At 42.4% G+C, this 22,686-nt stretch carries 19 protein-coding genes; 3 read left to right on the top strand and 16 right to left on the bottom strand.

Annotation, left to right across the window (positions count from 1 at the left end; translation table 11 throughout):
* Positions 1-290 precede the first annotated feature (290 nt).
* The 11 genes from CHB62_RS02045 to CHB62_RS01995 all read right to left on the bottom strand — a co-directional run bounded on the left by CHB62_RS02045 (position 291) and on the right by CHB62_RS01995 (position 12,350).
* The gene (locus CHB62_RS02045) at positions 291-1,157 is read right to left on the bottom strand and encodes a hypothetical protein (protein ID WP_089365501.1); all 867 of its coding nucleotides are present in this window, start codon (positions 1,155-1,157) and stop codon (positions 291-293) included.
* 23 nt (positions 1,158-1,180) lie between these two features.
* Complete coding sequence (locus CHB62_RS02040) at positions 1,181-3,151, bottom strand: TonB-dependent receptor plug domain-containing protein (RefSeq protein WP_089365500.1); 1,971 nt, start codon at positions 3,149-3,151, stop codon at positions 1,181-1,183.
* A 75-nt stretch (positions 3,152-3,226) separates the two neighbouring features.
* A complete protein-coding gene (locus tag CHB62_RS02035; RefSeq protein ID WP_089365499.1) occupies positions 3,227-4,021 on the bottom strand; it encodes an HmuY family protein in 795 nt (264 codons plus the stop codon).
* 14 nt (positions 4,022-4,035) lie between these two features.
* A complete protein-coding gene (locus CHB62_RS02030) occupies positions 4,036-4,977 on the bottom strand; it encodes a calycin-like domain-containing protein (protein WP_089365498.1) in 942 nt (313 codons plus the stop codon).
* Positions 4,974-5,453: a hypothetical protein gene (locus CHB62_RS02025; RefSeq protein ID WP_089365497.1), complete on the bottom strand. Its 480-nt coding sequence runs from the start codon at positions 5,451-5,453 to the stop codon at positions 4,974-4,976. Before CHB62_RS02025 ends, CHB62_RS02030 begins: the two co-directional genes overlap by 4 nt.
* Positions 5,454-6,068: 615 nt before the next feature.
* The gene (locus CHB62_RS02020; protein WP_089365496.1) at positions 6,069-7,382 is read right to left on the bottom strand and encodes a DUF58 domain-containing protein; all 1,314 of its coding nucleotides are present in this window, start codon (positions 7,380-7,382) and stop codon (positions 6,069-6,071) included.
* Positions 7,383-7,506: 124 nt separating this feature from the next.
* A complete protein-coding gene (locus CHB62_RS02015; protein WP_089365495.1) occupies positions 7,507-8,481 on the bottom strand; it encodes an AAA family ATPase in 975 nt (324 codons plus the stop codon).
* Positions 8,482-8,529: 48 nt separating this feature from the next.
* The gene (locus CHB62_RS02010; protein ID WP_089365494.1) at positions 8,530-9,786 is read right to left on the bottom strand and encodes a DUF4350 domain-containing protein; all 1,257 of its coding nucleotides are present in this window, start codon (positions 9,784-9,786) and stop codon (positions 8,530-8,532) included.
* Positions 9,783-10,394: a DUF4129 domain-containing protein gene (locus CHB62_RS02005; protein ID WP_089365493.1), complete on the bottom strand. Its 612-nt coding sequence runs from the start codon at positions 10,392-10,394 to the stop codon at positions 9,783-9,785. The genes CHB62_RS02010 and CHB62_RS02005 overlap by 4 nt, the downstream gene beginning before the upstream one ends.
* 11 nt (positions 10,395-10,405) lie before the next feature.
* The gene (locus tag CHB62_RS02000) at positions 10,406-11,398 is read right to left on the bottom strand and encodes a hypothetical protein (protein WP_089365492.1); all 993 of its coding nucleotides are present in this window, start codon (positions 11,396-11,398) and stop codon (positions 10,406-10,408) included.
* Positions 11,373-12,350 (bottom strand): stage II sporulation protein M, encoded by a 978-nt coding sequence (locus CHB62_RS01995; protein ID WP_089365491.1) that lies wholly within the window; start codon positions 12,348-12,350, stop codon positions 11,373-11,375. The genes CHB62_RS02000 and CHB62_RS01995 overlap by 26 nt, the downstream gene beginning before the upstream one ends.
* A 102-nt stretch (positions 12,351-12,452) precedes the next feature.
* Here CHB62_RS01995 and CHB62_RS01990 point away from each other — a divergent pair, with 102 nt between their 5' ends.
* The 3 genes from CHB62_RS01990 to CHB62_RS01980 all read left to right on the top strand — a co-directional run bounded on the left by CHB62_RS01990 (position 12,453) and on the right by CHB62_RS01980 (position 15,779).
* On the top strand, positions 12,453-13,178 hold the full coding sequence (locus tag CHB62_RS01990) for an RDD family protein (RefSeq protein WP_089365490.1): 726 nt from the start codon (positions 12,453-12,455) through the stop codon (positions 13,176-13,178).
* 247 nt (positions 13,179-13,425) lie between these two features.
* Positions 13,426-14,271 (top strand): SDR family NAD(P)-dependent oxidoreductase, encoded by an 846-nt coding sequence (locus CHB62_RS01985; protein WP_176414834.1) that lies wholly within the window; start codon positions 13,426-13,428, stop codon positions 14,269-14,271.
* Positions 14,268-15,779: a class I adenylate-forming enzyme family protein gene (locus CHB62_RS01980; RefSeq protein ID WP_089365488.1), complete on the top strand. Its 1,512-nt coding sequence runs from the start codon at positions 14,268-14,270 to the stop codon at positions 15,777-15,779. The genes CHB62_RS01985 and CHB62_RS01980 overlap by 4 nt, the downstream gene beginning before the upstream one ends.
* Positions 15,780-16,601: 822 nt before the next feature.
* On the opposite strand, the gene CHB62_RS01975 is transcribed toward CHB62_RS01980, so the two are convergent.
* From CHB62_RS01975 to CHB62_RS01955, 5 genes are all read right to left on the bottom strand, one after another.
* Positions 16,602-17,045, bottom strand: coding sequence for an HU family DNA-binding protein (locus CHB62_RS01975; RefSeq protein WP_089365487.1), 444 nt, complete (start codon positions 17,043-17,045; stop codon positions 16,602-16,604).
* A 404-nt stretch (positions 17,046-17,449) separates the two neighbouring features.
* Entirely contained in the window at positions 17,450-19,060 is a 1,611-nt protein-coding gene (locus CHB62_RS01970; protein WP_089365486.1) for a hypothetical protein, read from the bottom strand.
* A gap of 47 nt (positions 19,061-19,107) precedes the next feature.
* Positions 19,108-19,341 (bottom strand): hypothetical protein, encoded by a 234-nt coding sequence (locus tag CHB62_RS01965; protein WP_089365485.1) that lies wholly within the window; start codon positions 19,339-19,341, stop codon positions 19,108-19,110.
* A gap of 1,075 nt (positions 19,342-20,416) precedes the next feature.
* On the bottom strand, positions 20,417-21,961 hold the full coding sequence (locus tag CHB62_RS01960; protein ID WP_141240396.1) for a hypothetical protein: 1,545 nt from the start codon (positions 21,959-21,961) through the stop codon (positions 20,417-20,419).
* A 6-nt stretch (positions 21,962-21,967) separates the two neighbouring features.
* Complete coding sequence (locus CHB62_RS01955; RefSeq protein ID WP_240616232.1) at positions 21,968-22,177, bottom strand: hypothetical protein; 210 nt, start codon at positions 22,175-22,177, stop codon at positions 21,968-21,970.
* Between the last annotated feature and the right edge of the window lie 509 nt (positions 22,178-22,686).

Below are 22,686 nucleotides of genomic sequence, written 5' to 3'. Positions count from 1 at the left end.
TTGTTTGAGACTATCCTCAAAACAATGAATCGGACTTGTACAGATTGTTTGAAAGCGACATCAAAACAATGGATAGGACTTATATGTAACGCTTTTCACAGTAGAATACTATAGGGTAACGCCCGCTATCAATGGCTTAGTAGCCTTTTAGTGCAGCTGAAAGATACAAAAAAAATTACTTGTCAGCAACCTCGCTATTGCCAACAAGTAATCTATACTGTATATATCATATTTCTTGAGAATAGGCAACACGATTACACATCGCCTACAGTAGTCCTCGTTATCACTTATTATCCACGCTTCTTCTTAGCACCTTTCATCCACATATAAACTATCAAGATGATGAAAGCAGCTAAGATGCAAAGTAGTTGAACACTGTATTCTTGTGGATGAATCCAGAACTCCTTGAAGAAATTAATACGTCCGAGAATCTCAATAGGAGTCCAAAAAACAATCACCGTTGCCACTGACATACGGATATTAGCACCCCATGAAGCGATGTGGAGCTGCTTCTTGAACATGAACAACGAACCGATAAAGCAACTAAAACCTATGAGATAAGTCACTGGATGATGGTCGCCAAGGAAGTTCTTATCGTAACAGAACATCAATAAAAGATAAGAAGCCCATAGAATCATATTGACTTCCATAAACGTGACAATAGACGTGTGGCGGGTCATCGGTTGGAAGGCTATCTCGTTCTTACGCTTTCCAAACAGTCGTTTCTGTATCCATGTTATAAAGTCACAACCATTACGTGTACTAAAGATGTACATCGTCATCATCATCATCCAGAACCCGAATGATGCAGGAAGTATCAGATATTCTGGCTTAGTAACGACCTGTCCGTGTTCAATCTCTGGTGGTACGCCATAGCGATTGGCGTAATATTGGAAGAGGAACTCTACCCATCCGGTCCAGAAGAGCAACCCTCCGATAAGTCCCCACAGTGTTTGACGAGTATCACCTTTAACAAATACACCAATGATAACGATGACCAATCCCACAAAACCCATGGCAAAGCCAGCATAATGCACAGCTTCTGGCGCCATGTTCTTATCCATCATGATCATAAGAGCATGACCTAAAGGCATCGTGAACAACACTAAAATAAACGAGGCGATGGCTCGCCAGAAATAGATCTTATCCTTTTCCATAAATTAATTAAAGCTTTCAGTGCTTAAAAGAGTTTGTCCACATCGACCGACATCCCTATCATTAGGTTTGTTCCATCAGTCAATGGGCAGTTCAAATAATAATATTCTGGTTTATAATTAAAAATGTTATCGAGTACAACACTTACCTTTACAGCCTTGCTGATACGCTGCACTAAGGATAGTTTGAAGAGTGCGTATGCTGGGTAATGGATATTCTTTATACCCTTAGAGATGTCATAGTAATCAACAAACTCTTCATTGTCGACTGCAGAGAGGAAGCGTCCATCGAGTCCGATGTTCGTTCCATAGTTCTTCAACCACTGATGGTCCCAATCGACATGACCTGTCATTGAGTGTTTGCGAGCAGGTATATACTGGTTGTTTACAGCGTTGCTATTCTTGTCTTTAGGCAGGCGCTCATTGGTATAAGCATAACTTAAACGGGCGGTAAGACCATTCGTCCAACGCGCTTGTGCCGTTGCCTCTCCCCCACTTACCGTATAGTTATTTAGGTTAAGATAAGGTAGATGAGGCATGATGTCCGATGGACTCTTATAGTAAGGAGCACCCGTTGCTATCTTGTTCTCAATCTTATTACAATAAGCACTTACCGTGAAGTTATAGTGACCCTTTGTGTAATCAACCGAGGCATTGAAGTTCTGGCTCACTTCTGGCCGTAAAGAAGGGTTGCCTTCGACCACCCATATACCCGACATATCAAAGTTGTAGTACTTTTCTTTTAGTGTTGGTGCACGGAAGCCCATGCCATAACTGAGTCGAACATTTAGGTTTCTTATTGGTTGATAACGTGCACTTACCTTCGGAGTCAGTCTTGAGATGTGTCCATCAGAGAAGTAGTCGTAACGCAGCGCACCTACTACTTCCCAATACTTATTGATGTTCCAGTCGTATTGAGCAAATGCATCGAAGGAGTCTTGCTTACGTACTCGACCCTCTAAGTTCGTATTGAAGAGGTAATCATGCATATAGTCTGCACCCACAGAGAGGACATTCTCGTTTTCAAACGTGTGCGTATAAAGTAGTCGAAGACTGTTCTGTACATTTGAATAGTCACGGATGTCCAGTCGAGTAATGCGCTGATAGTCTGACTTATCATACTGGTCGAAAGCATAGGAGAGGTCTACACTGTTGAAGAGGTCGGGTGTCCACGTACCACGAAGGCCGCCTGTAAAGTCACGATAACGCTCTGGCACCTCCTCTGTACGTACCAACTGACGATAGAAATAACCGGCACGTCCTGTCAAGCGTAGCTTCTCATTCAGTGTATAAGTTAGCTGTTCCTTGAAGTTCCAGACAGCATCACCATAGATGGTAGATACGACGCGCGTAATAGGATTAGGTCCGTTGTGCACATTAAAGTTGTTGGAACTATTCCTGTTGACCGTCAGCAAGTTATTCCACTTGCCCCTTGCGTACTGCCAAGACAGTCCATAGCGTTGCTCATGATGGCGACCAAAACGCATGTTAAGGTTGAGTGCGCATGGATTGGGCTTTTTCTTTGTGATGATATTGATAACTCCACCAGCGGCATTAGAGCCATAGAGCGCTGATGCAGCACCTTTCACAATCTCGATATGGTCAACATTTTCCATACCAATGCGGGTGAAGTCGACATCGTCCATCGTCTCTCCAGCAAGGCGTTCACCGTCAACAAGTATCAACATACTCTGTCCACCAAAGCCAGAAAAGTTCATGTGTACCTGCTGATTCATGGCGTATGAGAACTCAACACCTGGTATTATCTGCTGTAAGACATCACGTAGATTGGTGGCATCTGTCTTCATTATGTCATTAGCAGTGATGAGTTTCGTCAACACAGGGGTATTGGCAAGCAACTTTGGGGTACGTGTTCCCGTCACTACTACTTGGTCTAACTCTATCGTCTGGGGGATAGAGTCATTGGGAACATCAGCCGACATACCTTCAAAGGTGAGGCTGAGTAGGACTGACAATATAATGGTCTTTCGCGTCATAGCCAATAACAAATATTAATGAAGTCCCTTTCTTATCCTCGAATAAAGCATAACGAAAAGGGTTGCATGTCTAATTTAATATGGATACTTATAGTTAATAGTCAACCAGCACTTGGTTCCATCGGTACCAATATAGTTCTCCAACTGCAAGGCAGCATACTTCCCATTCTTCAAACGAACGATGAATACATGCTTGTTCATCGTGAAAGCAGGTGGCATTGGGGGTATATCGATTTTCAACCAAGACGATAGTACCTTATTAATACGTATTCCCTGGCATCCAATCAGGCTCATAAGCATCTGCGACTGGTCCTCCCAAACCTCGTTCTCTGTCCATTCATCTTCTTGGAATGTTGCTCCTAAGAAATAGGAACTATTCTTTGGAAGCTCATTCAAAGAGGTGTACTTCGTTTCAAGTACGGCCCCACCGTTCGTCCTAACATTGTTACGATGAAAGGCAATGCTCCATGACTGTGGTTCAGGCTGCGCATCCGTAGCAGTAAAGCCACGCTTCTCATTAACAGAGATACCTTTTCCGAAGACATCAAACCAGTAAGTGTACATACCCGTTTTCCCGTCACCACTACCCGACGACAGGCTCGTTGGGATAGCATAATGCGTGAAGTTTGTCTGTGCCTTGAGCAGTCCTGCAGTGTCTTTGCGCTCGATATACATCTGTAAAGAGTCAAAGTCAACATAATACCAGTCCTTCCAACTGGCAGCATTAACAAGGAGTTGACCCTCTGTCGTTACACTTGATGAAGCAGAAGCCTCATCATATATATCATCAAAAATGCCGTTGCAGGCTGTTACCAACATCATGATGGCACAGCCTGCAAGGATAGAAATAGGGCGAAATACTCTGTGCATGAGCGTATAACGTTTTACTTAGCCTTCTTACCAGTATAAGTTGCTGAGATTGGGAATGGCATTTTGCCTACCTTATATTTGTTAGTTATGGTCAATGTACCATCCTCAGCAAGTGTAACGGTCATCTTACTTGTTTCTCCGAACTCGTAATTTTCATCCCTTTCCATCGCGCCGCCGGTTGCCTTGAAGTGTACTTTGATACCGTCTTTACTATAGTCACGACTAAAGCTATTGGTTGCCTTATCGTAAGCAAGGTTCTTTACGGTATATGTTCCTAATGTCAAGTTCTGCATCATTGTAACACCTGTGTACTTCTCTTCAGATGCTGTCACATTGATAGAGCCATCTTCATTAGCAGTAATCTTATACCCAACCGTTGCAGATGTGAATGGACCAAACATTCCACCCACATTCAAAGAGGTCGTACCAGTATAGTTTCCTGCCACCTTTGACGCTGCTGAAGCCTCAGCATAATGCCAAGTAATATCAGTACCACCCATGAGTGATGGGATTGAAATCTTTATTTCTGTCATCGAACCACTCATTGTTGCATCATACTCATTCATTGCACCGCCAGCTTTTGGGTTTGCAATCTTCATCTTTCCAGTACCGTTAATGGCATGATTAGCCATGGTTATCTCGAAAGAACCAGTACCCCACTGAGTATCGGAGAACTCTGCAAAGAACTTACCACCGTCCTGCAACACCTTAATCTTAGCGCCTGTGTCAAAACGAACATTATCGAGTGCTCTGTTCTTTACAGTCAGATAGCCTGCAAACTCGTGTATCAACTTTGGTTGTGAAGGGGTTTCACTTGGCAAGAACTCAATCTTTGAAATATCTGATGCGTTATAAGTTACAACGCTACCATCGGTTTTGGTTACCTTTAATGACTGTGCCTGTACTGCGAGTGCACTCAAGAAAGATACGATTACTAAAGTAAAGATCTTTTTCATTTACGTATGAATTTAAATGTCTTAGATAATGATTTAACTACAAAAACGCCTGTTTGTCCGTCGAGAGGAATCTCAACAGTACCGCTTTGGCTTACGGTAGAACGGCCAACCAACTGTCCATTAATGGTGTAAACAGCTACTTGGCTACCTGCTTTCAGGCCTTCTCCCTTCAAGGAGTTACCAAAGGAAAAGACGGCATTGTTGCCTTCTGCATTAAAAGACTCAATGCTTAATGGATCATCTTCGAAGGCAAAAGCACGGAAGTCTGTCAGAGGATACTCTATTGTTTGGCTTCCAGCAGTCAAAACCATGGCAGTGGAAGTGAAGGTAACAGTAGGCTTATCAGACAGAGCAAAGTAAGTGTTATTGCCATCTTTGTCACTTACTTTCACATGGTTAGCCGCAGAGACAGGGATAGAAGTCATCGAAGCTAACAGCACAACAGCAAGTGTAAGAAATAAATTTTTAATTCTCATGTTACTGATTCAGTTTATATTAATTCTATTCGAATGCAAAGTTATAAGAAACATCAGTATGCCACAATACCTATTTATTATGATTTTAGCCCACAGAACACTTAAAAATTACTTACAAATGCTTATGAACAGCGACCTAAACGACGACAGAAGGCAGCGCAACGTACTGATTTCTCGAATTCTCCCAAGCAAATGCTACACCCTAACTTGGCTTCTTTATGCCCTCTTATCATCATCGTCAACATACAAGAAGAGCGTTAGGAACGAGCAACTCCTTGTCGTTTTCAAATTCTTTTCATGAAGAAAAATATTTTTTTTCACGACAAGAAATATTTATTTTCATGATAAAAAATATTTTTCTTCATGATAATAATTCGGCATGACTACTTTTGCCTATCATAGAAACACGCCTTACTGACTCTTTACCAGTAATATTCTCTATCGTTCATAGCCGTTATATCCTATCGAACGGAACGCATATAACGGTCGTTACGTTCGTCTTGTTGACCCATGAAAACAATAAAGGCTGAAACCCACTGTCGGATTTCAGCCCTTAAACTCTATGTATAAAAAACGCTACAAGCCATTGACATTCATAATGCCAACAGCGGAATATTACGTTAAGATTTGTCTTTGCTTCATCTCTAAATACTTATTGATGACATCAATGCTAAGCTTGTCGGGGGTTGTCAACACGCTATATATACCATACTGACGCAGTGTTGAGACTATCAAACGCTTCTCGTAGGCGAATTTCTCGGCTATAACGTGCTGATAATACTCCTCCATAGAGCGCTTAGGGGAACGTATGTAATCGTTCATCTCAGCATCCTCAAAGAAGACAACAAGTACTCGGTGCCACTGACTAAGCAGCTTCAAATAAGCTAACTGCCTATTGAGAGCTGTTATACCAGAGAAGCTCGTGTATATAATAAACAAACTTCGCTTGCTTACCTGCTTATGTACATTAACACACAAATTACTGAAGTCGGTCTCACCGAAATTGGTTTCTTGTGCATAAAGCGCCTCCAAAAGGGTCTGCATCTGTCCTGTTCGGTGTGATGGAGCTACGAAAGTATCTATCTTATCAGCAAAGGTTATCAAACCTGCCTTGTCATCACGACGCATAGCAACGTAGGACAAGACCAAAGAAGCATTGATACTATAATCGAGAAGCGTCATTCCACGGAAAGACTGCTGCATGACACGCCCCTTATCAATCACCGAGAATATCTGTTGAGAACGCTCATCACGATAGACATTCACCATCAGCTGGTTGCGACGTGCACTTGCTTTCCAGTTTATACTACGGTAGTCATCCCCTTTCACATAGTCTTTTATCTGCTCAAACTCCGTATTGTTACCCACACGACGAATACGTTTTATACCCATCTCTGTGAGGTTATTGCTCATTGCAAGAAGTTCATAGCGATTTAACATCAGATAAGAAGGATAGACCTTAACGTCCTTTGCATCGCCCAAAGTATAGCGTCGCTCTACAAGTCCTATGCTGGTACGTGTGAAGCAACGTATCTTACCAAAGGAGTAGACGCCCCGCTTGACTGGTGTCAGTGTGTAACGAAGTACCGTATGACCCATAGCTGCAAGAGAACTCTTATAACTGATATCTCTTCGTTGGAACACTTCTGGAGCCTCATCGATAATCGTCAGCCACACTGGGAAGGAATAGTTACTCTCAAGACTTATCTTGACAACATTCTTATCACCATTAGAGAAACGCTCAGAACAGCTTCGTTTTGCACTTATCCCACGACGATGATAAAGCATAACGGCATCTATCACAACCATTACGGCAAAGATAAACAGAAGTATCTTTACACCTGTAAAAAGCTGTGGGAACACATAACCAAACCCTGCTAAGAGGGTTAGACTTGCTAAGATGATATAAAACCGTTTGGTAAGGAACATTTCTTTATCTTTTGTTAGATGTTAGCAGGTGTCGAGGGAGGTCCATAAAGAAGACAACAAACTATCCGCCAGCATACAACATCAGTATGGCAACGCTGAGTTTATCATCCTCCGTCAGACACCATTACTTAGGAACTTCCACCTTATCAATCAACTTCTGTGCAACTTTCAACGGAGTGTAACCCTCCATTTCGGCCTCAGCTGTAAGGATAAGACGGTGTTGAAGAATACTTGGAGTAACGAACTTAACATCTTCAGGCGTCACAAAGTCGCGTCCACCCAATAGTGCACTTGCCTTAGAAGCATTGAGCATTGCCACAGAGGCACGTGGACTGGCACCAAGGAAGACTGCCTTTGAGGTGCGTGTCTGCTGTACGATGTTTGCTATATAGCGTAGAAGGCTCTCTTCAACATATACAGTATCCAATTTCTTACGCATCTGCAAAAGTTCGTCAATGGTCAACACGGGTCTAACATCGGCTAACTTGATGAGGTTTCTCTTCTCTTGATGGCGCTTGAGGATGTTCATCTCTTCATCAACAGATGGATAACCCATGCTTATCTTAAATAGGAAACGGTCGAGTTGGGCCTCTGGTAGACGATAGGTACCCTCCTGCTCGACTGGATTCTGCGTCGCTATAATCGTATAGACATCACTCATACGATGCGTGGTACCGTCTACTGTAACCTGACGTTCCTCCATTACCTCGAAGAGAGCAGCCTGTGTCTTGGCAGGAGCACGGTTGATTTCATCCACAAGGACGAGGTCTGAGAATACAGGACCTTCATGGAAATCGAACTCAGAAGTCTTAAGATTGAAGACAGTCGTACCGAGTACGTCGCTTGGCATGAGGTCTGGCGTGAATTGAATACGACTGAAACGGGCATCTATCAAGCGTGACATCAATCGTGCTAATAAGGTCTTTGCTACTCCTGGCACACCTTCTATCAGCACATGACCGTCTGCAAGTATCGCTGTCAACAACAAGGCAACAGCTTCTTGTTGCCCAACGATAACCTTACTGATTTCCTCTCTCAACTGTCTAACCTTCTGACTAAACAATTCAAGGTCAGCTCTTTCTTCTTTATACTCTTCCATCTTATCTATTGTTTACGCTTCATTAATACTTTACTTATTATGCGTCTATCACATTAAAAGATTATTGATTATCTTATCCATACCGTCTATTGCCTTCCGCAAAGCGGCATCGTTGATATATTCATCAGCCTTTAGATAACGGTCGACACGGTCGAGAATCATCCTGACCTCAGCCTCTGGCATTCCTGCTCGGAGTGCTATCTGTGCCACATCATCTTTTCTTGTTTCGGTGTCCTCCACATCAACCATCATCAGACGACGAAGTGTTTCAGTAAAATAAGCATACTTCTTCTGCAGTAAGTCATGGTTGATATGCTTCTGATAATAAAGTGTTCCGATCAGTTTCACAAACTCTATCGAGCGGTTCTTAGGCTCTTCTACAACAGGGATAACACGCTGTCGCCTGCGAGCATAGAACATACAGAAGAGTAATAACCCTCCTAAGGTGAGATAGATAGCCCATCGGAGAGGCTCATTTTGTAGCCAAAAGCGCAGTGGAGTCTCCTCGTTAATCTCTGCTTGAGGCGTATAAGCCTCCGTACGAACGATTGGTAAGCCACGAAACTGTGACATCAAACGAAAGACAAGACCATTAGCTTGCTCATCAAGAATACCATAGTTGGTTAATAACAATGGTTCGCAAGAAAAGAAGAGTTCTCCTTTCCCTCGTTGAATACGAACTACACGGGGCACCCAGTAGCTATCAACCCTATCAGTATAGTCATCTGTCTGCCTGTTCTTAACCAAGATATCATACTTAGCAGGCTTATCCACATCGACTTTGTTGCCTGACATTGCAGAGTAAATACTGTATTTCTTATTCTGATAAGGCGACTGCCGACACCAAACTAACGTATCGTATGGAATCTCTTGATTCTCAATTGAGGCCTTGACCTGCATGGGAGAGAAGCCATATTGGCCACTAATCGTTAATTGTAGGTCGGGATAGAGAGAGTCAGGGGTTATTGATGACGTTGCAATAAACACCTTATTACCTGTTTTCAGAAGTCGGTCTAACGCACGGAGGTCGGTCGGTGACGGGTTAAAATCGATTGATTGAATTAAGAAGGCATGCGGTTTCTTACCATATCCGTCACGTTCCAACTGTGATAAAGTCTTTCGTGTCACCTCATACCCAGCAGGAACTGATTTCTTCATCAGCGAGTCGAACACCGCACAACCAAAGGGTTGCCTATCATGATGACTAAAGGTAGGATCCCAAACAAACATCGATGGTGCACTCAACTCTAATAGGAAGACTAAGACGAGGAAGCCAACTATAAAGATCAAGAACTTTTTGTTCATCGCTTACCTCCTTCCTTTATCTTGCTTTCTAAGTCTAAGAGCAGCTTAACAGTTTCTTCCGAAGCTTGGTAATTACCATATCTTACACGCATAAAAGCAGTTGTCATCCGTCCAAACTCAGCAGATAAGAATTCACGAGTGTACTGTGTTGGCGTCTTATAAAGCTGCCAACTAATCATATTATTATCTGATAACCATCGAAGTGTACGCAAATAGACTATTCGAACAGCCTTATAATAATCCTTCTGCGCCATTGCCTTCTCATATACAGCGTCGAAATTGACTCCATAGATATTGTCTTCCTCATCGTCGTCAGCCGTCACCTTGCCCGTTCTACCAAAGAGTTTGAATTGATAACGATACAAGATAAAAGCTATCAGACCCACAACTACAAGCCCAAGGAAGATGTAAACGACCATTCGAAAGTCCAAATCGCCATCATAATCAAAGATATCAGAGAAGAAATCACCTATCTTCTGAATCAACCAACTCGTCCAGTCGAGTTCTGGAGCCTGTAACTCGCGTGCATAATCGTATGCTTCATCAGCGCAATACTGGTGAAGTAAGGTTGTGTCACACGACAGAGTATCAGTCAATGGTTGTAACATACGAATGGTTATCAGAGTTTATCAAAATTGTCAATATCGTTATCTTCCTCCTTCAACTCCTCAAAACGCTGTATATCCTTCTCTACTGAGAACCCATCTTCTTCCTCTGCTATACTTCCATAGTGGAACGCCAAGGCAAAAGTAGAGAGTGTCATCGTAAGATACATACAGAAGTTCATGAATACAGATGCCAAGTACACGCAGAAGCTATAGACTGGACTACCTACAAAAGCAGCCTGACTTGACTGATCTACTATAAAGACTCCTCTCACAATAGTCAGCATATACCATGGTAGAGTAGTAAAGGAACTGATGGTATTGCTTAGGAATCCCATCACAAAAATCAATCCTAACAATGACCAGAAGGATTTGAATCCTAACCTTATACCACGTAGAAGCGCATTGAACAAAGACTCGTCTTCTTCAAAGACATATACTGGTATTGCCATTGAAACAGGTAGACTGAACACAAGAATACCCAGAAAGAAGAACACCACCAGTATCACCGTATCAAGAAGTACTGTGAATGTGATGAGAAGAGCCATAAGAACAATCAGGATAGCAACCAAGGCCAAGGACATTACCAACGACCGTTTGATTACCTTAATAATCGTCGGTTTTAAGTCACTCATCATCACTCCACGTAGTCTGTTAGGGCTTGCTTGATAATACTTAACCATTCCAAAGCAGATACCCGTCAATAGAATAGTTCCAACCATCATACAAAGACAGTAGCCCAAGTACGCTCCTCCCATTCGAAGCAACATGCTATCTGACAAATCCATGTTGTTGCCTATACCCAACGTATTGGTATAAAAAGGCATCAACACATTCATCATCACCTCCATAACAACCCCCTGTACCAAGCAAAGAGGCAAGAGTAGGTAGGTACATGCACGTAGTAACAACTTGAAATTCTCACGTATAAAGCCAAAAACAGCAGAGAATTTCTCGCCAATGCTACGCATTTCATAAAGTTCAATCTTTGGTCTTTCTATTTGCATTGCGTTGATAATTACGTTTATAAGGTAAATAAATAAAATAAAACACGACAAAGGCTAATGATAACAGGATGATACTGAGCCGAACAATATCGTTCAGTTCCGTATGACGAGTTATGAAACTCTCGATAAAGCCTGCTAAGATAAAGATTGGGATAGTACCCACAATAATCTTCATTCCCCTCTTTGCGCCACGTTGGAAGCTAACAATACGTGAATAAGTACCAGGGAATAGCCATCCATTGCCTATCGCCAATCCTGCAGCACCTGCCACTATAATAGCCGAGAGTTCCAATGTTCCATGCAACATCGTGGCTAAAAGACTTTCTCCTAATAGTCCGTGCTGATAAAAGAAGGTGTCAAAACAACCTATCATAATACCATTTTGGAAAAGCAGTATGCCCGACATAAAACTTGTCAGTACGCCAGAGACAAAGACATTAAACGACACCATGATATTATTTAGCGTAATACTGAGGAACATGTTTGCCTCGCTTTCTTGACCATATACCCCCATTGGCTGACCCTTAGCTATATTTTCAAGTGTCATATCCATGTATCCATCGCCCAAAATAAGCCGTGGAAAAGACTCATCACCTAATGTAGACACAACGCCTACCAGCACACTTATCATGAAGATAACAAAGGACAAAAGTAGCATACGACGTTCTTTCCACATCACGTCAGGCACCTCTTGTGTCCAAAAGGTTATCAGTCGTCCCCATTTCTCACGTTTATTGCGATAGATCTCATTATGTAGTGCTGAAGCAAGGTTATTCAGGTAGATAGTTATACGCGAACGAGGATAATGTGTTTGAGCAAAGGCAAGATCGGCCGTCAGCTCTGTATAAGCATCAGCCAACTGGTCGGGCATCTCAAACTTAACATTCTCTATCATCCCTTCCATAGTCCTCCACTTAGCAATGTTATTGCGTATAAATAGTATCTCCTTCATGAAAAATCACATGTATAAGCGCACATTATTATTCAATTGAGCGCAAATTTAGAGTTTTTTTTCTACATTTGCAACAGAAACAACATATAATTAACAATAGATATGTCGGAAGCCAACATCATTACCGGACAATATGTGCAAATAAGTCAATCTCCTGCCAGCTTAGGTGAACGCATCATGGCGCAGGTTATTGATAGTGTTCTAATTATCTTTTATGTGATTGGCATCTCTATTCTCATTGTCGAAACCAAAGCTGATTTCTTTGCGAATAACATCTTCTTCGCACTCGCTATATACCTACCAGCACTTTTCTATTCGTTCTTAATGGAGCTGTTTAATCACGGGCAAAGCGTGGGAAAGATGGTCATGCACACCCGTGTCGTGAAGAAGGATGGTACGACTCCGGGGATTGGTAATTTCTTCATGCGTTGGCTTTTGCAACTTATCGACATCGGTTTCTCTTGTATTGGAGTCTTGATTATACTCGTTTCGAAGGATTCTCAGCGACTTGGCGACCTTGCTGCAGGCACTATGGTGATACGTATCAACAACTACCATAAGATACAAGTATCGCTTGATGAGTTCTCATACCTCGATAGGAAGTATAAGCCAGTATATCCACAAGCAGAAGACCTCTCCCTAAATCAGCTTGATGTCATCCAACGTACGCTTAACACAGAATACGGATATGAACGTGAAAGGCGCATCACCTCGCTTGCTGCTAAGGTTAGGGAGCATCTGAAGATTACTGATACTAAGACTGATGACGAGAAGTTTCTCTATACAATCTTACTTGATTACCAACATTTTACATTAGAGATTATCTAACAGATTACGACCGGAGAAATACGACAAAATGATAAAGTAAGGACAAGGGAACATTATCTACTAATAAAATACGTCTCAGATTAGTATGTTGTCCCTGTCTTTCTACATTTTATATAAAGGTAATCCTTAGTCCTTCTCCCACTCTTCGGCCGATGTGTTGTTGCCCATCTCATGATGAGTTGACAAATAAACACAATCCTTACCTACTATCGAAATGAAAGCTACCATCTGTTAGAAAAGAGTTATCATGGCAAGTATAAAAGACAAGCTATTGGCTATTGGGACTGCGTTGGCCTACCCTCAAGTAAGATTGAAGCCTGCAATTACAAAGGAGCATTTCTCTGGCAAGTGGGTTCTTGTCACTGGTGCATCGCACGGAATAGGTAGGGCTCTAACCGAGAAACTCATTGACGCCGATGCAAATGTCTTCCTCATCGCTCGTAGCGAAGCGGAGTTACAATGCTTATGCGACCGAGCCAAGCAGAGGGGGAACCGTGCTGACTACTGTGCAATAGACCTTAGAAACAGAGAGAAATTGGAACTGCTTTGTCAAAAACTAAAGGAAACTCTACCGCAGTTGGATTACTTTTTCTGTAATGCTGGTAAGTCTATCCATCGTAAGATCACGGATGCACTGGACCGTCTACACGACTATGACCGCACAATAGACCTTAATTACCGTGCCTTAGTGGCCTTGTCATTGGCATTATTACCTGCCTTGAAAGCAAGTAAAGGAAGTATCATCTACTCTTCATCAGTGAGCACACTCTATCCGATGGCACCGGGCTGGTCGGCTTATCACGCTTCAAAAAGTGCAGCCAACACGTGGTGCGAGACGGCAAACAGCGAGTTTGCGCCGTTAGGTATCCGTGTACAGATTGCCTATCTGCCCTTGGTTCATACAGCGATGTCGGATGTCAACGAGCGGTATCAACAACTACCTGCTTACTACCCAGCTGATGCTGCCAACATTCTCTTGCGACTTGCCATACGAAAGGGGAAGCGTTACCAACCTTGGTGGGCTAAGTTGTCTGCTCCAATAGCCTATCTCTTTGCCCCGATTGTTCACTTGTTCTATAAGCGAATGGTATGAAAAGGAAGACTGACACTATCTTTTCTATTCTCTATCGGCTACACATAGTCTCGCCAAAGGGTATGTGGGTGTGGACTAAAAGTCTCACGTCTGAAGGTATCAGTCTGATGGCACTGCTCCGTTTTGCGGCTCATTTCTATCCACAACGCTGTGCCCTGAAAGATGGGAAGGCGGCATTGACCTATCAGGAGACTTACCAGAAGGCACAAGACCTTGCTCAGCTCCTTTATATGCAATACCATCTACGCCCTAACATGCGAGTCGCCATCTTAGGACGAAACAGTCTTATCCTTACTTTACTCCTCCCTGCGCTCTCTCGACTTGGCGTACAAACCGTCTTATTAAATACGGATATGGGAAGAGAACAACTATCCAACCACCTTAGAGGACGACAATATCAACTCTTTATCTATGACGACGACCTGATAGAAAACCTACCTCCTATCTCGTATCAGACTGTCACTACCACCGAACTTCACCACCTTATTATATATAGGGACTATCAGTACGAACGAAAAAGACTCCCTCGAATAGGGCGCGGAAGGGAGATTATCATCCATACTGGCGGTTCGAGCGGGAACTATCAGCGTGTGGAACGGCGCCCATCTGTCACGTCCTTTCTTCCACCACTCGTTGCCCTCCTTCGAGAGATAGGGGTCTATCAATATCAGAGTGTACTCATCGCTCTCCCTTTCTATCATGGTTTCGGACTTGCCACACTCATCGTTTCTCTCTTGATGGGAAAGGAAATCTACTTACAAGGACGTTTCGATGCTCCAAAGACCTTAGAGATTATTCAGCATGAACACATCGAAGTGATGCCTATCGTCCCTGCTATGCTTTCAAGAATTTGGCAGACAAAAGGGGCAAAAGAGATGATGAAGACTCTGAAATGTATGATTTGCGGTGGAGATAGTCTCCCTAAAAGCCTCATCAACCTAACCCATAATCAACTTGGCGAGATACTCTTCAATCTTTATGGTACGTCTGAAGCGGGCTTCTTCTTGCTGGCTACCCCTCATGACCTCGCTTCTTTCGACGAGCCTACACTTGGTAAGGCTATATGGGGAGTGCGCTGTAAGATTAAAAAGACCGACAAGGAGAATACGGGTGACTTGTGGGTACAATCAAGTTGGGCCATGACAGGACGTAAGAATAAGTGGCAGAACACGAAAGACATTGTCTACCAAAATGCAGAAGGCTACTTTTTCCATCGTGGCCGTACCGACCGAATGGTTGTTTGTGGTGGTGAGAACGTACATCCCGAACACGTAGAGCAGGTGCTTCTCTCCCACCCTCTCATCTCCGCTGCACGTGCGTTCAGTGTCCCCAACCCCGCCTTTGGCAATGTTATCCACGCTGAAGTAGAATGTACTCACAATTCCTCTCTCTCCCTGTCTGCCCTCCTCAACTGGCTTCGTCCCCAACTCTCACGAGCAGAAATGCCACATGCTATCACATTTAAGACCATTGATATGCTCTCAACGGGTAAGCAGAAAGCGCATTGAAATCCCTTCTCTCACAGAGTTTCACAGAAAATTTCAATCACAACACAAGCAGCGAAGGAGGGGTAACCTCGGTGATCACTCCCCTCTCCAATCGGGGAGGGGTTGGGGGAGGGGCCGCTCTCTCTCATGTTCTCCTTTATTCTCTCACAGAACTACACAGAAGAACAGAAATCACAAAGGCGCACAGAGACATTAAGTCAACCGAGAACACAGAGCGTTTCAGCCATTGTTGGGTGTTGGGTGTTAATTGTTAGGTGTTGATGAATAGCAATAACGCTCTGTGATATCTGTCGTCGCTTGCCGGCGTTTGTGGGTTCTCTCTGTTAGCAGAAAGGGTTCTGTTCATCTGTGAAAATCTGTGAGAGATAAAATCCCCAACGAGCCTCTCGCATTCTTTTCTCACAGAACTACACAGAAGAACAGAAATCACAAAGGTGCACAGAGACATTAAGTCAACCGATATCACAGAACGATACAACCAACGTTAGCGGAAAGGCTCTGTGATATCTGTCGCCACTTGCCGGCGTTTGTGAGTTCTACCTGTTAGCAGAAAGGGTTCTGTTCATCTGTGAAAATCTGTGAGAAAAAAAAACAACGAGCTACCACCAAAAACTTGCCCCATGACACCAACCATGGTGACAGGGGCAAGAAACGAAAATTAAATTACCGATGTATCGTCATTGATATCACATCAATGGCTTCCCGCTGGAAACATAATTAAAACTAAATTAATCAATTCAGTATTATTAAAACCGAACTTTTTTCTTTTCTTGAATATTGGCCCTATTGGCCTCATTAGGCTCATAAGCCCAATATCCTTTCCTATCCTTGGCCCGCTACAGGGCCACTTCCTCCTCCATTCTTTTTCTTGTCCTTGTCTGCTTCCTCCTTCTTCCTCACCGACTCGTAGGAGTTTGCGGCAAGCTCACTCTTCAATTCTCTTCCTGGCGTAAAGACCACACGAGGCTTAATCGTCTCGGTCTTAAAAGCCTTTTCCGTTGCAGCCCCCTCGCTTGACAGTGTTAGGCGCATTGTGCCAAACTCTCCTAACTGCACGCTAAAGCCGTCACGGAGGTAATGAGGCAGACAATCCATAAAGTTCGCCAGTACGTTTTCAATATCACCACGTGTCAGCGAAGAACGCCCCGCAATGTCATGCGCAATATCTCGCAAGGTCTTCTTCCCCACGTTCACAGGACTTGCATAAAACTTTCCAGGACCTGTCTTGGTGCCTGGTTTTCTTCTTTCAATCAATTTGATTTTCATTGTGTTTAAGATTTTATTAGTTATTACTTACTTCTGCTGCACTTTGCAGCAACACGTCTTTCATTAGTTTCGTTTCTTATACCGAGCATAATTAGCTTAAGTAAAAGCGTGTTTATTCACTATTCAAAAGAAACAAAAACCTCCGCAAAGCTTGGAAAACCCGCACGATGCGGAGGCTTAAAAACACATATTAGGTCAGAGTAAAATTTCTAACGGGTCGGAAGAAAATTTCTAACCCGTTAGAAATTTCTCGCTAACCCGTTCCCCGTAAATTTCTAACAGGTTAGAAATTTTCTTGCAACGGGTTAGATTTTTCCTTATCTCTCACCCTCCTTCATCCCGTTAGGCACTCCCTCTCCTTCGGGGAGGGTCGGGGTGGGGTTTTAAAAGGGCAAGCGCACGGACTACTCGAAACCGTCGACCCTTAACCCGTAGAAGCGGTGGATGTAGCCCACGTTGACGTAACCACTGTAAAAGTACAGGTGGTACGCTAAGGGGCCGTAGCTGGACCCCGGGTAAGCACTTGACGACCAATAGCGGCCGAGGACGCCAACGCTGTCCAGTCCACCAAAGTTGACGTAGGCTCCCAAGGCGGGCAGGTAGAAGTAATTACCTGCATCAGCTGCGGAAGGGAGCCCAGAGTTGTTGATACTACTGTTGTTGTTCTGGTACTTCTTCCATGTTGTACGTAGGTCGGTTGAACCGTCGGCAGATTTCTCGGTGTTATAATGACCCTCTGCTTGTAATACAGACTTCTTCTTAAACCACATGCCGCCTTTATATAAATGCCCCATTGTAGTCCATAACTCGTCTCCGTCCCAACGAGGATCACCGTATTTGCAATACCAAGACAGCTCGTTAGCGTTGGGGAGAGTAGCGCAACTCTGAGTAGCATTGAAAGGTGAACCGCTACCCTCGTGGTACCAACGATTGTTTGGGTCAGCGTTGTTCTGGGCGTAGTTGCCGTTACCGGAATTGTTCAACACTGGCTGGTGTCTATTGGCTGACCACCATTCATGCCCCTTCCAGTATTGTTCCTGAGCGTCCCACATATAATAATGGTCACCATCGTAATCCTTTACGTCAAGGTTAGCTGTCATATCGTAGTAGGTGTTGGCAGCGTACGTTGCTTGGGATAGAGTTTTAGTAATGGTACCCTCCACTCCTGTTGCTACGTCCTTTACCCAATAACGTACCCTTAAAGTATGAGTACCTGGCTTAATCACCATGTAAGCTCCGTTATTCGTTACGTCAGCTGCACTGTTGCCCAGTGGGAAGCCGTAGTAGTAGCTGCTACCACTTGTTGGGTCTTTTGTGGTTAAGACGATCTTATTGCTCCCCGTTCCTACAGAAGCGACTAATTTGCCTTTAGGTAGTCTGACAGTATAGGTCTCAGCGATATCGTTGTCGGAGCTTACCTCTACCTTAGTTAAGTAACAGTTTTGCAGAATTGTGTTACTTGTGTAAGGCTGGAAGACAAGGTAAGCTGGCTGATGCTCTAACTGGAAGCTAAAGATGCTGCCGCCTACTGCTCCTGTTGCCGTAGCAGTACCGTAGTCGCCTGCAATGCCGAAATGCTCGGTGTTGTCTGGGGCTGTCTGCGTTTGATTAGTAGAGATAGTTACTTTGCTGCCGTTACTATTCTTACCCAAGTAATAAACTTTATAACTTGCACTTGCGCCAAACTTGCCAGGAACTCTATAACGGAAGGAAGCTACCTTCTGAGTTGGAGCGTTGCTACTCTTCTGCAATACACCATCATCATCCTTTACGTAGATATAATCGCCTGCTTCCCAATAGAAGTCACCGCTGTCGTAATCCATTGACGTACGCGTCTTATTCTCGCCACCTGCCACGAAGGTCGTTAAGTTCTTATTCTCTTCCTCGTTTGGCTTTGCTGGGTTCTGAGACACGTCGTCCTTTGTACATGAAGCCAAGGCCAAACCTAAGCTCAGCATGATGCCCAAAGACTTTATCCCTGATAAAAGGGACTGATGTTTCATTGTCTGTTTCATCTTTCTTTTTTCTTTGTTCGTTTTCTGTTAATTAATCGCTTTAGAAATTAGTCGTCCCATGATGATGAGCTGTCATCGTTAGCTTCCTCATTGCTGCCCTCCTCAAGGTGCTCATCATTCCATAAGCCGAAGGCCTTCGCTGAAGCCGTTGGACCGCTGGCGTGGGTTGCCTTCTTGTGCTGGCTCGGGAAGGATGTATCCATCAAATAAGTGCTTTCACTTACCTGAACTATTTCACACTTTGGTGCAGAATAGTTCTTCTTTTGTTTCTTTTTCTCCATTGTCTTATTGATTAAAAATAGTTATTATTTCGTGCTTAATTTCTTCTTATTTCGTTTACATAGGAACACAAAAAAGCGAACAAAGGAGACTCCGTGAAGTCCTTTGTTTACAGGGGTTGCACAGCACGCCTCGCGCGCGTATGCGAGAAGAAAAAAGTGGGGAGGTTAGGCCTGGCCTATATGAGAGAGAGAGAGAGAGAGAGTATAAAATTATTTGGAACTACCAAATAATTTGCGATATTTTTTTCGTCTTTCTTCGTTAAAGAATCTAATGCAGCACAAAGCGTGTCTGCGCCTTTATTTCCTAATAAAGTGCAAACATTTGCTGAATTAATATTCTTTATGACTCTCATCGTTATTACGAGTTAATTTTATTTTAACTGGCCGCAAAGGTAGTGAGAATATATGAAACAAACAAGAAATTAGCAAAAAAATATAAAAGTAAATAGAAAAGCGTAGCTAAACTTTAACGTTTAGGGCGCATAGCATATCAAGTAAGGACATAACCTTTATTAAATAGCGAGAGGAAAAAGCAAAACAAAATTGGTTCTTCCAAAATATGGAGTGATAAATTAAGCCTACTACATATAAAAGGCACACAGAGAAGGGGAGAGCACGGAGGTGCCGAAGGCACAAAGAGCGACAGAGCCGTAGTGTACGTGTTACTGATAGCTTTGGTAATAAACGTTTTTAACTAATCTTGCAAACCACTGCTTTGTAATGAAGTAGGCCAAAGTATTAATAAAACTCGCAAATATCCTCTGTTCCTCCACGCACCAACGATGCCTCTGTGTCAACAATAGATTTGTTATAAACAATCCTCCGTGCTCTCCATTTCTCTGTGTGACCTTTTTTCAAGGTTCTAATCTCAGAAAGTATCACTCCAAATTGCTGAAGATCCAAAAAACTTGCCCCTCAACACCAAGAGTGGCGACAGGGGCAAGAAAACGAAAATTAAATTACCAAACTAATAATACTAATATATAATACTATGTAATACCAATATTTATTCTTTTAGAAGAAAACTTTCAAAGAATAATAATACCGTATCTATCTTTAATAGAATAACGATATACTATTGTGCTTTCCAATTCATAATAGCATCCTTCTTAGTTCCTCCGTTGGAAAGTGCCAAGAAGTCCTTTGTAAAATGCAAAGCGTATGTACCATCTGGAGCACTTGGAACTACTGGAGTATTTGTGCTAGGGAAATAAGTTCCAGTAACTCCAACATCTTTCATTATACCAGTTTTTCCATCACGGAAGAAACGATAACGTCCTTCTGCAGGTAAGAAGAAATACTTGTTGATATCAGAACTTGAAGGACGACCTTGTATAGCTGGTGTGCTAAACGATGCTTGTAAAACTGGATTAGAGTTATAATCAACACCTGTAGCACCTATACTTGCCGTGAACCCAGAAATATACGCCTTTTTCTTTATCCACATTCCGCCTTTCTGAACAGTTCCCATACCATTCCATGCCCATAATTCATTAGCATCCCAATGTGGGTCTCCAAACTTTGCATACCAAGTAATCTCATTAGTCGTTGGACAATCCTTTGAACTATTTTGCGCCCTTGCTGACATTGAAGTAGTAGGATTATACCATCGAATATCACTAGATGAAACAGGATAATTATTTATGCCATTTGTATCGTATGTATCATTTTTATATGGTTGGTCAGCTGTATGCCCAAACCAAGTATCATATTTTGCATCCCATAAGTAATATTCACGACCTATCGTATTTGTGTCGAAATTTGACTTTATATCATAAATATTACCTGCAACAAAAGTTGAACTAACATACTTCGTAACAGTACCGGCCTGTCCTATATTTGGATCTAACAATTGATATTGTATTGTAAGAGTATGAACACCTGGTGCAATAACAACATAAGATGCAAAACTCTGTGTTTCAATATTAGGAATAGAGAAATTATTTGTTGTTAATGAAATAGTATTTGAAGTTGAAGATATAGGGGCAGTGCTCAAGTTCCCTGAAGAAAAATCGTAGACGCCTGCAATAGCATTATTTGATATAATTTTGATACCTGTTAATTTACAAGCCATGAATGCAGCATTAGTACTCCTAGGCATCAAACATAAGTATGCAGCTTTATGCTGAAGAGTGAACACGAAAGATGAACCACTACCTGTTGCAATAGCTGTACCACAATCACCAGATACACCTGCATGAGAAAAATCATTCGCTACAGTTTGAGATTGATTAGCCGCAATCGTTACTTTTGTTCCATCAGAACTACCGCCTACATAATTCACTTGGCATCCATTTGAATACATGCCATTAGGCATATTAAAAAGACCTTTTGCTTTTGTCGTATTTAATACTCCAGCTGAGCTTTGATGGAACACACCAGAATTATCTTTTACCCATATTTTATCGCCTGAACTCCAATAAGCTATAGCTCCATTACCTATAGTATGTGTAATAGAAGTACGGGTAGCAGTTTGATTATTATCAATACCACCTACAAAACTAATAGTGTTTTTGTTTTCTTGTATGTGAAAATCTTCTTGTCCCACTTCATTATTGTTAGAACATCCTACAGCAAAAATTGTAGATGCAATTGTTGTAATTAAAAAAATCTTTTTCATAATCATTTAATTATTCCACAGAGTATAACTACTCTTTTCTTCATTAATATATTCCTCTTCATCCTCTTCAGTGAATAAAGTTTGTTTGGCATTTTCAAAGCTTCCACCTTGGCCAATGTTAGAATGTTGCCCACTTACTTGGTCCAACAATGTTTCAATTTCTGTGCAGACTATTCCACACATGGGCTGTTTGTAAGCCCTCTTTACCTTTTCCATAATTTTCATTTGAGTTTAGAGATACAACTTCGTGTATCGGGTTGATTTCATCCGTAATTAATTATCGTTACATGTTGATTATTTGTCAGAACTATAGACTTAAGATCTCATCTCGTATTTTCGTTAGAACCATGTGCCATCATAGAGAAAATGACACACAAACGCGAACAAAGGAAACTCCGAAAAGTCCTTTGTTTACAGGGGTTGCACGGCACGCCTCGCGCGCGTATGCGAGAAGAAAAAAGTGGGGAGGTTAGGCCTGGCCTATATGAGAGAGAGAGAGAGTACAAAATTATTTGGAACTACCAAATAATTTCCGATATTTTTTTCATCTTTCTTCGTTAAAGAATCTAATACAACACAAAGCGTGTCTGCGCCTTTATTTCCTAATAAAGTGCAAACATTTGCTGAATTAATATTCTTTATGACTCTCATCGTTATTACGAGTTAATTTTATTTTAACTGGCCGCAAAGGTAGTGAGAATATATGAAACAAACAAGAAATTAGC

The sequence above is a fragment of the Prevotella jejuni genome (genome assembly GCF_900187995.1).
GTDB lineage: Bacteria > Bacteroidota > Bacteroidia > Bacteroidales > Bacteroidaceae > Prevotella > Prevotella jejuni.
This window is presented reverse-complemented; position numbering and strand designations above follow the sequence as displayed.